Annotated in this window: 7 protein-coding genes; 6 read left to right on the top strand and 1 reads right to left on the bottom strand. The window is 63.1% G+C overall.

The window, feature by feature from the left end:
* The first annotated feature begins 172 nt into the window (after positions 1 to 172).
* Both L338_RS16010 and L338_RS17175 read left to right on the top strand, forming a co-directional pair.
* The gene (locus tag L338_RS16010) at positions 173 to 1933 is read left to right on the top strand and encodes an ABC transporter ATP-binding protein (RefSeq protein WP_022699426.1); all 1761 of its coding nucleotides are present in this window, start codon (positions 173 to 175) and stop codon (positions 1931 to 1933) included.
* Between the two features lie 165 nt (positions 1934 to 2098).
* Complete coding sequence (locus L338_RS17175) at positions 2099 to 3352, top strand: SIR2 family protein (RefSeq protein ID WP_161624646.1); 1254 nt, start codon at positions 2099 to 2101, stop codon at positions 3350 to 3352.
* A gap of 745 nt (positions 3353 to 4097) precedes the next feature.
* Here L338_RS17175 and L338_RS16005 read toward each other — a convergent pair.
* Positions 4098 to 4760, bottom strand: coding sequence for a fused DSP-PTPase phosphatase/NAD kinase-like protein (locus L338_RS16005; RefSeq protein WP_027068616.1), 663 nt, complete (start codon positions 4758 to 4760; stop codon positions 4098 to 4100).
* Positions 4761 to 4848: 88 nt separating this feature from the next.
* On the opposite strand from L338_RS16005, the gene L338_RS16000 reads away from it, so the two are divergent.
* The 4 genes from L338_RS16000 to L338_RS15985 are packed head-to-tail and all read left to right on the top strand — an operon-like array spanning position 4849 to position 8744.
* The gene (locus L338_RS16000) at positions 4849 to 5562 is read left to right on the top strand and encodes a lysophospholipid acyltransferase family protein (RefSeq protein WP_022699424.1); all 714 of its coding nucleotides are present in this window, start codon (positions 4849 to 4851) and stop codon (positions 5560 to 5562) included.
* Positions 5559 to 6854 (top strand): 3-deoxy-D-manno-octulosonic acid transferase, encoded by a 1296-nt coding sequence (locus L338_RS15995; RefSeq protein WP_022699423.1) that lies wholly within the window; start codon positions 5559 to 5561, stop codon positions 6852 to 6854. The genes L338_RS16000 and L338_RS15995 overlap by 4 nt, the downstream gene beginning before the upstream one ends.
* Positions 6851 to 7825 carry a tetraacyldisaccharide 4'-kinase gene (gene lpxK / locus L338_RS15990; protein WP_022699422.1) on the top strand — a complete coding sequence of 325 codons (975 nt, stop codon included), beginning with the start codon at positions 6851 to 6853 and terminating at the stop codon, positions 7823 to 7825. The genes L338_RS15995 and lpxK overlap by 4 nt, the downstream gene beginning before the upstream one ends.
* Positions 7826 to 7835: 10 nt before the next feature.
* A complete protein-coding gene (locus tag L338_RS15985) occupies positions 7836 to 8744 on the top strand; it encodes a lysophospholipid acyltransferase family protein (RefSeq protein WP_022699421.1) in 909 nt (302 codons plus the stop codon).
* The last annotated feature ends 115 nt before the right edge of the window (positions 8745 to 8859 follow it).

Below are 8859 nucleotides of genomic sequence, written 5' to 3'. Positions count from 1 at the left end.
GGTTCAACCCGCCCCCTCGCCCTTTCGCGCAACCAATCTGAAGATTGGGCGCTCAAGCCCTCTCCCCCTCGCGGGGGCGAGGGGATTTGCGGCGTTCCCTGTTGAATCCCGATGGGTTAGATGTCGGGGGATGCGTAATGGAAAACCCGACACCCAAGCCCGGCCCGGCGCCGTGACATCACCCGCCCCACCGACCGAGGCCACCAGCGGCGCGCTCGCCGCGCGGCTGTGGCGGGACTATGTCGCGCCGAAATGGCGGCGGCTCTCGGTGGCGGTGGTGCTGATGGCGATCACCTCTGCGGCGGCGGCCTCCTACGCCGCGGTCACCAAGTACTCGCTGGACCTGGTGGCCGAGCGCGACCCCCGCGTCCTCACCCTTGTCCCGCTGCTAATCATCGCCGCGGCCGTGGTGCGCAGCGTCTCGCTCTACTACCAGCTCGTCATCACAAACGGCCTTGCGCTCAAGATCATGCAGGAAGTGCAGGAGGCGATGTTCGCCCGCCTGATGCAGGCCGATTACGCCCGCATCGCGGGGGAGTCCGTCGGCTCGCTGGTCTCGCGCTTTACCAACGACGTGAACCTGTTGCGGGAATCGCTGGTGCGCGGCGCCAATAACCTGATCCGCGACGTGATGACGGTCATCGCCACGCTCGGCGTCATGGTCTGGCTGGACTGGATGCTGACCCTCTTGATCGTGCTGGTCTATCCGATCGCCTTTTATCCGGTGGTGAAGATCGGCCAGCGCCTGCGCCGCGTCTCGGGCGAGGCGCAAATCCAGATGGGCGCGGTCACCTCCTTCCTGGAGGAGTCGCTCTCCGGCGCCCGCATGGTGAAGACCTACCGGCTGGAGGAGCGCGAGACGGAGCGCGCCAACGCCTCTTTCCTGGAGCGTTTCCGCCTCTCCCTGAAGCTCTTTTCCGGCAAGGCGCGCGTGGACCCGATCCTGGAGATCGCGGGCGGCGCCGCGCTCGCAGGCGTCATCGCCTTCGCCGGCTGGCGCACGATAGAGGGCGCGGCCACGGTGGGGGATCTGGTCGGTTTCGTCGCCGCCATCGGCGTCATGGCCCCGGCCGTGCGCGCCATCGGCACGCTGTCCGCCGTCGCGCAGGAAGGCTTCGCCGCGCTCGACCGCATCTTCTCGGTGATGGACGAGGCCCCGGCGATCACCGACTCAGCCGACGCAACGCCGCTGGAAAACGTGAAGGGCCATGTCGCCCTCGAAAACGTGGAATTCCGCTACGCCACCGGCGCCACGGCCCTCAGCGGCGCCAGCCTTCAGGCCGCGCCGGGGGAGATGGTGGCCCTGGTCGGCCCCTCGGGCGCGGGCAAGTCCACCGTCCTCAACCTCATCCCCCGGCTGTACGAGGCGACCGGCGGCGCGGTCACCGTGGACGGGCGGGACGTGCGCGATGTCGCCATCGATTCCCTGCGCGCCCACATCGCCACGGTCAGCCAGCACGTCATCCTGTTCGACGACACGGTCCGCGCCAATATCGCCTTCGGCCGGCTGGACGCCACGGACGAGGAGGTGGAGGCCGCCGCCAAAGCCGCCGCCGCCCATGATTTCATCATGCGCATGGAGGGCGGCTATGACGCCGCCGTCGGCGCGCGGGGCGAGCGCCTTTCCGGCGGCGAGCGCCAGCGCATCGCGCTGGCCCGCGCCTTCCTGAAGGACGCCCCCATCCTGCTGCTGGACGAGGCGACCAGCGCGCTCGACGCCGAATCCGAACGCCAGGTCCAGACCGCCATCCAGCGCCTGTCACAGGGCCGCACGACGCTCGTCATTGCCCACCGCCTCGCCACCGTCCGCCACGCCGACCGCATCTATGTCTTCGACGCCGGGAAGGTCGTGGAGACGGGCGCCCACGAGGCGCTCATGGCCAAGGGCGGGTTGTATTCGGAACTGGCGAAGTTGCAGTTTCGGGAGGGGTAGCATAATTGCTTTATAAAAATTATTCTCTTTTAGGTTTATGCACTGTCGAGAATCGCTGGAAAATTAGGTATGAGCAACAACTGCGAGTGCTCGATCTGTCGATACCATTACGACTTCGATTTAGACCCGCACTTAAAGGGCGAAATTTCTTCGTCAAATTGTGTGGTGTTTGCCGGGGCAGGTATAAGCACAGAAAATCAACAAGCTCATGCTCATACTCTATATGATGAAATAATACATAAATTATCTTGTGATGGAAGCGAAGAGTTTCCGGACATCATGGAGAAATTTTGTAATCAGCCTAACGGCAGAAAAAAACTTATTGATACAATTGTAACGAGGTTTGATTACATAAATGCATTTAGATCGTTAAGGAATAACGCCAACAAATTTCATAGAGAAATGGCCACAATGCCTTATATAAAGGACATAGTGACTACGAATTGGGATAGGTATTTTGAGGATGAGTGTGCGGCAAAGCCATTTGTTTATTCTAATGACATGGCTTTTTGGGGCGAGCCACGTAGGCGTGTATTAAAGATACACGGAACAATAGATAACTACTCATCTCTAATAGTGACAAAATCAGACTATGATCAGTGCGCCATCGATCTTGAAAAAAACCTTGTTGGTGCCAGATTGAAGTCATTGTTATCTACTAAAACATTTGTTTTCATTGGTTATTCCTTTAAAGATTTTGATTTTAAGCACATTTTTGATTTTGTTAAAGGTGAGCTGGGTCCTTTTTCCAGAAGACATTACTTTGTTTCTCCATTTTTTGAAGAAGATGATATTGAGAATTTAAAGCAATATAATATTGAAGCAATAAAAACGGACGGAACATTCTTTTTACAATCTGTAAAAGAGCATTTATGTAACGATGAGTGTTATGTGGATGATGAACTGTATGATTACATTTTAGATTGCGAAATTGATGTAGAAAGAGCCTCTAAATGGCTACATGATAATGCCAATGTATTTGACAAACCTCAATCATTAATTTCATCGGTATATCAGGATGGTGTCTTGCATGCTTTGCAGAGAATATGGGACTTAAGAAAGGAGGGTATTTATTCAGACCTCCATTATGTTCAAAGCCTTATCAGTCTATATGATGAAAGAGAAAAGGAGTACTTTAGAAAAAAGGATTATTGTAACGCGGCTTATTTTCATGGTTATTTAAATGGATTGTTTTCTATAATAATATATGCTCGTGCCTCACTTGATGACGAGGAATTATTAGAAATACCTCAATTTTATCATTATAAAATTGGAGAGATGCAAGATGTAGAAGAATATTCAGAACTTTTAGAAGATTTACCTGACCTGCATAAAGCAGCTTATAGGCAGTGCTTAAAAGTTGTGGAGAGGAATAGGGGGGAGGGTCTATATTCCATATCGCATAGACCGTTTGGTTAAACCACGCCATTGCGGGTATGGATAGAACAGGATTCATCCCATGTGCAATTGAATTTTCTAACTGGAAAATTATTTTTGAAATCATGGGATTAGCGTCCCCAGTATGATGCAAACTCCCCCAACAATCCGCCCGGATTTCCCGTGCGCCTATACTCCTCCCTGTTCCGTCCCATGAAGAGGGCTAGGGCTCGGTCGCTTTTGGCGGGGCGGAATGTGGCGGCCGCGGGCTTGAAACGGGACTAGACCCCCCGATGCGCCCCGGCCTGTCGCCGAGACTTTGCCGCCGAACGAACGGCAATCTGATCTCGGGGGCGGGAGGCCCCGCCGGGCGACCGGACGGGGTTCGCAATATCCGTCACGCGGCGCGTCTTTCGTGGTTCGCAAACATCAACATAAGTTGACGGCCGGCGTCCCGCAAAAGACGCGCCGCACCCCCCTTCCATCGCTCCGGCGGCCCTGGCCGCGCGGAGTTTTCGGCGCATCCGGTGACGCCCGCGAGTCCCCGTAAATCGCGAAGCGATTATCCGGGGTCCAGGGACGGCGATATGCGAGAGGGCTGGGTCCCGGATATTCGCTGGCGCGAATTCCGGGAGCTAATAGAGAGCAGCCATCCATCCCGTCATCCTCCGGCTTGACCGGAGGACCCAGGAGAACGTGGTCGCAAAGATTTAAACTGGGTCCTCCGATCTCCGCTTCGCTTCGTCGGAGGATGACGCTCTATGGAATTTGAGAGAAGGAAGGAGCCTCACTCCCGCCGCAGCACCTTGTCGACGAAGAAATTCCCGACCGGGGTATCCTTGAACTTCGCGCGGATTTCCTTCGGGTCGTAGCCGGCGCGCACCCAGTCCTCGAAGCCGACGCCGCTCGCCTCGCGCGCTTTCAAATACTCCTCGAAATAGAAATCGAGGACTCCGGTCTTTCCGGCCTTCGCGTGGAGGTATTTCTTGTCGAGCTGGCCCATGCCCTCCTCGACGCTCACGCCCTCGTGCAGGATCATGTAGAGGGCGGCGGCGATGCCCGCGCGGTCCGCGCCGGACTTGCAGTGAATCAGGGCCGGGTACTCGATCTCGCTCAGGAGGGCCTTCCAGGCGAGGACATCCTCGGGCGAGGGCACGTCGCGGCTGCGGAAGCGGAAATCGACCAGCGCGATCCCGTGTTCCTCGCACGCTTCCTTCTCCAGCGCGTAGAAGCCTTCCGGGCTGTCCCCCCGCACGTTCAGAATGGTCTTCACGCCGCGCGCCGCTTCCTCCGCGATCCGCTTGGGCGAGGGCTGGTTGGAGCGGGCCATTTTCGGCGTGATCTGGTGGCGGTTCGCGAACCACACGCGCAGGAAGCCGTGATCGCCCAGCATCAGGCTGCGCATGGCGCGCTTGCGGGCGCCGGGGGCGTTGAGGTCGAAAAGGGTCATGGCTGGCCGCGTGTTAGCGGCTTTCGGACGCTTCGCAAACCGCCGTACAGCGTTTCCCGCGCGGCCCGTCTCGGTTAGAAGCGCGGCCATGAAGGGATTTTTGCGCTCAAGGCCGGTGCAATGGCTGCTGAGCTATCTGGTTTTCGCCTATATGCGGCTGGTCCAGCGCACCACGCGCTGGACGCTGGCGGGCGATGACCGGATGGCCGCGCTCTGGGCCTCGAACCGGGGCGCGGTGGCGTGCATGTGGCATCGCGGCGTGATGCAGGCGGTCGTGGGCTGGCCGGACGGGGCGCAGCCGCGCCGCATGGTCATCTCCGCCTCGCCGGACGGCCAGTTCGTCGCCGACGCGACAGAGCGGCTGGGCGTCGGCGTCATCCGCGGCTCCACCCGCAAGGCGGCCAAGCGCGACAAGAAGAAGGGCGGGGAGGGCGCCTATCGCGCCATGATCGCCCATGTCGAATCCGGCGGCGTGGTCGGCATGACGCCGGACGGCCCGCGCGGCCCCCGGATGCACGCCTCCATGGGCGCGGTGCGGCTGGCCAAGGCCGCGCAGGCCCCGCTCTGCCCCTATGCCTGGTCGGTGCGGCGGCGGAAGGTCCTGAACACCTGGGACCGCTTCGTCTTCCCGTTCCCGTTCTCCAAAGGGGCCATCGTCTGGGCCGAACCCATCGACCCGCCCGCCGAGGACGCCGAACCGGCGGAGATGGATGCGGTGCGCGCAAGGCTGGAAACCGCGCTGAACGAGATCGCGGCGGAGGCGGACCGCATCGCCGGGGTCGAGCCGGAGGCGCCCGCGTGAGCCAGCCGCTTGGCCTCCGCCTCTACGCGCTCGTCATGCGCGTCCTCGCCCCCTTGGCGCCGGTCTGGCTGCAGCGGCGCGCGGCGAAGGGAAAGGAAGAACCGGCGCGCCTGCCCGAACGCTTCGGCCACTCCACGCGGGAGCGCCCGGCGGGCGGGCTGGTCTGGCTGCACGGCGCCAGCGTCGGGGAGTCGCTGATGCTGTTGCAGATCGTGCGGCGGCTGGGCGAGGAGCGGGAGGATTTGAGCTTCCTCATCACCACCGGCACCGCCACCTCCGCCGCGCTGGTCGAAAAGCGAAAGGGTGCGCGCACACAGCACCAGTACATCCCGCTGGACGCTCCGGCTCATGCCGAACGTTTCCTCGACCACTGGCGACCGGACCTCGCCGTCTTCGCGGAGTCGGAGATCTGGCCGAACCTCATTCAGGAGGCCGCCGGGCGCGGAATCCCGCTGGCGCTGGCCAATGCCCGCATGAACGCCGCCACGCTGGACCGCTGGGCCCGCCGCGCCCCCCGCACGGCCGAGCGCCTGTTCAACTGTTTCCGCTGGATCGGCGCGGCGGATGAAGTCACCGCCGCCGGTCTCTCCGGCCTCACCGGCCGCCATATCGACTGCGCCGGCAACCTGAAACTGGACGCCGAGGCCCCGCCCGTGGATCTGGACGCCCTCACCGCCGTGCAGGCCATGACCGCCGGCCGCCCCGCCTGGCTCGCCGCCTCGACGCATGAGGGGGAGGAGGAAATCGCCCTGGCCGCCCATGCCCGCCTGCTGGACGAGCACAAGGACGCCCTCCTCATCCTCGCCCCGCGCCACCCCGAACGGCGGGACGCGGTGATCCGCGCTATACGCGAATCCGGCCTCTCCCACGCCGTGCGCTCGCGGGGGGAGGAGCCCTCGGCGGCGACGGCCGTCTATCTCGCCGACACGCTGGGGGAGCTGGGCCTGTTCTTCCGCGCCGCCCCGGTCTCCCTGATCGCCGGTTCGCTGGCGGAGGGCATTGGCGGCCACAATCCGGTGGAGGCGGCGCAGTGCGGCTCCGCTCTCATCGCCGGGCCGCACGCCGCCAGCTTCGCGGACCTCTACGCCCAGCTCGACGCGGCCGGCGGCGTGGCGCGGGTGCGGGACGCCGGCGAACTGGCGCTTGCCGTTTCCACGCTTCTGTCCGATGACGGGGCGCGGCGGTCCCGGGTGGAGGCCGCCAGCAGCGTGGTCGAGGCCGCGCGGGGGGCGATGGACCGCACGCTGGACGCGCTGCGGCCGCTGCTGCCCGCGCGGGGGAGAGCGGCATGAGCGGACCCGATTTCTGGCACCAGCATAACTGGCTCAGCGCGCTGCTCTCGCCGCTGGCCGCCATCTATGCCGATATTCACGAGGGCAAATGGCGCCGCGCCAATCCCCAGCGCGTCGACGCCCCGGTCGTATGCGTCGGCAACCTGACGGTCGGCGGCACCGGCAAGACGCCGGTGGTGCGCGCGCTGCGCGACCTTGCCGCCGCGCGGGGGCTGGACGCGCACGTCCTCCTGCGCGGTCATGGCGGGCGGCTGCACGGCCTGACCCGCGTCGACTGGAATTTCCACGCCGCCGACGACGTGGGGGACGAGGCGCTGCTGCACGCGCAGGACGGGCCGACCTGGATCGCCCGCGACCGCGTGGCCGGGGCGCGCGCCGCCGCCGATGCGGGGGCGGACCTGATCATCATGGATGACGGCTTCCAGAACCCCTCGCTGGTCAAGGATTTCTCCTTCGTGGTGATCGATGGCCGCACCGGCTTTGGCAACGGCCACGTCTTCCCCGCCGGCCCGCTGCGCGAACGTCCCGATTTCGGGCTGGGCCGCGCCGACGCGGTCATCATGATGGGGCCGGGCGAGACGCCGCGCGCGGTGGAGCGCTGCGGCGTGCCGATCCTTTGCGCCGGGCTTGTCCCCTCCGATCCCCCGCCGGAGGGCAATCTCTACGCCTTCGCCGGAATCGGGCGGCCGGAGAAATTCTATGACTCGCTGAAGGATTGCGGTGGCCGGATCGTGAAGAGCAAGTCCTTCAACGACCACCACCGTTTCTCCGAGCACGAGCTGTCCGCCCTCCGCCGCCGCGCGAAGGATTTCGACGCCCGCCTGATCACGACCGAGAAGGACTATGCCCGCTTGCCGCGCTGCTGGCGGCAGAACGTGCTGGTCTGGCCGGTGGAGGCCGCCTTCGACAACGCCGAGGCCCTGAACGACATGATCGCCCCGGTGATGGACGGCGGCGGCAAGGCGGCTTAAGGGATTCCCCATGGCCGGATTCGGACAACGCGCGATCTGGGCGCTGGAGGCAGGCGCCTATGAGGCCTTCCTGCGCGGTTTCGGCCTGCTGCCGCTGAACACGGCCAGCAATCTGGGCGCGGCCATCCTCCGCACGCTCGGCCCCCTGACCAAGACCCACAAGGTCGCCCTGAAGAATCTGGAAATCGCCTTCCCCGACCAGACGCCGGAATGGCGGGAAACCACGGCCCGCCAGCACTGGTCGAATATCGGCCGGACGTTTGCGGAATATCCCCACCTTCACAAGATCACCGCCTATCAGGGCGACAACATCACCGTGAAAGGCGTGGAGCATCTGGACGCGGTTACACGCTCGGGCCGCGGCGCGGTGCTGATCTCGGGCCATTTCGCCAACTGGGAAGTCATGGCGATGGCGATCGTGCAGAGCGGTCTTGATTGCGCCATCACCTATCGCGCGGCGAACAATCCCTGGTTCGACGAACAGGTGAAGCGCGTGCGCCGCGGCTATGGCGTCGGCACGCTGACGCCCAAAGCCGGGATGAAAGGCGCGCGAGAGCTGATGGCGATTCTGGAAGAGGGCCGCGCCATCGCCCTGATGAACGACCAGAAATTCAACGAAGGCATCCCGGTCCCCTTCTTCGGGCGCGAGGCGATGACCGCCCCGGGCCCGACGCGCCTGGCCATGCGCGCCGGCGTCCCCCTGATCCCGATGAGCGTGAAGCGCATCGGCGACGCCCCGAAATTCGAGGTCACCGTCCACGAACCCTTCGACCTGCCCGAAGGCAAGCCGACGACAGAAAAGGTCGAAGCCGTGGTGACGCGCATCAACCGCTTCGTCGAGGACCGCATCAAGGAATCCCCCGCCGACTGGTTCTGGGTCCACCGCCGCTTCGAGAAGTCGGTTTATCGGGAGGGGTGAGAAGGCTTCACCCTCGCCCCCCGCGAGGGGGAGAGGGCTTTGAGCGCCCAATCTTGATTGGCTTTGCGCGAAAGGGAGAGGGGGCACGTTGAACCAGTGTGCTCTATCCTGCCCG

Origin of the sequence: Euryhalocaulis caribicus, assembly GCF_000412185.1 — a bacterium.
GTDB classification, from domain to species: Bacteria; Pseudomonadota; Alphaproteobacteria; order Caulobacterales; family Maricaulaceae; genus Euryhalocaulis; species Euryhalocaulis caribicus.
This window is presented reverse-complemented; position numbering and strand designations above follow the sequence as displayed.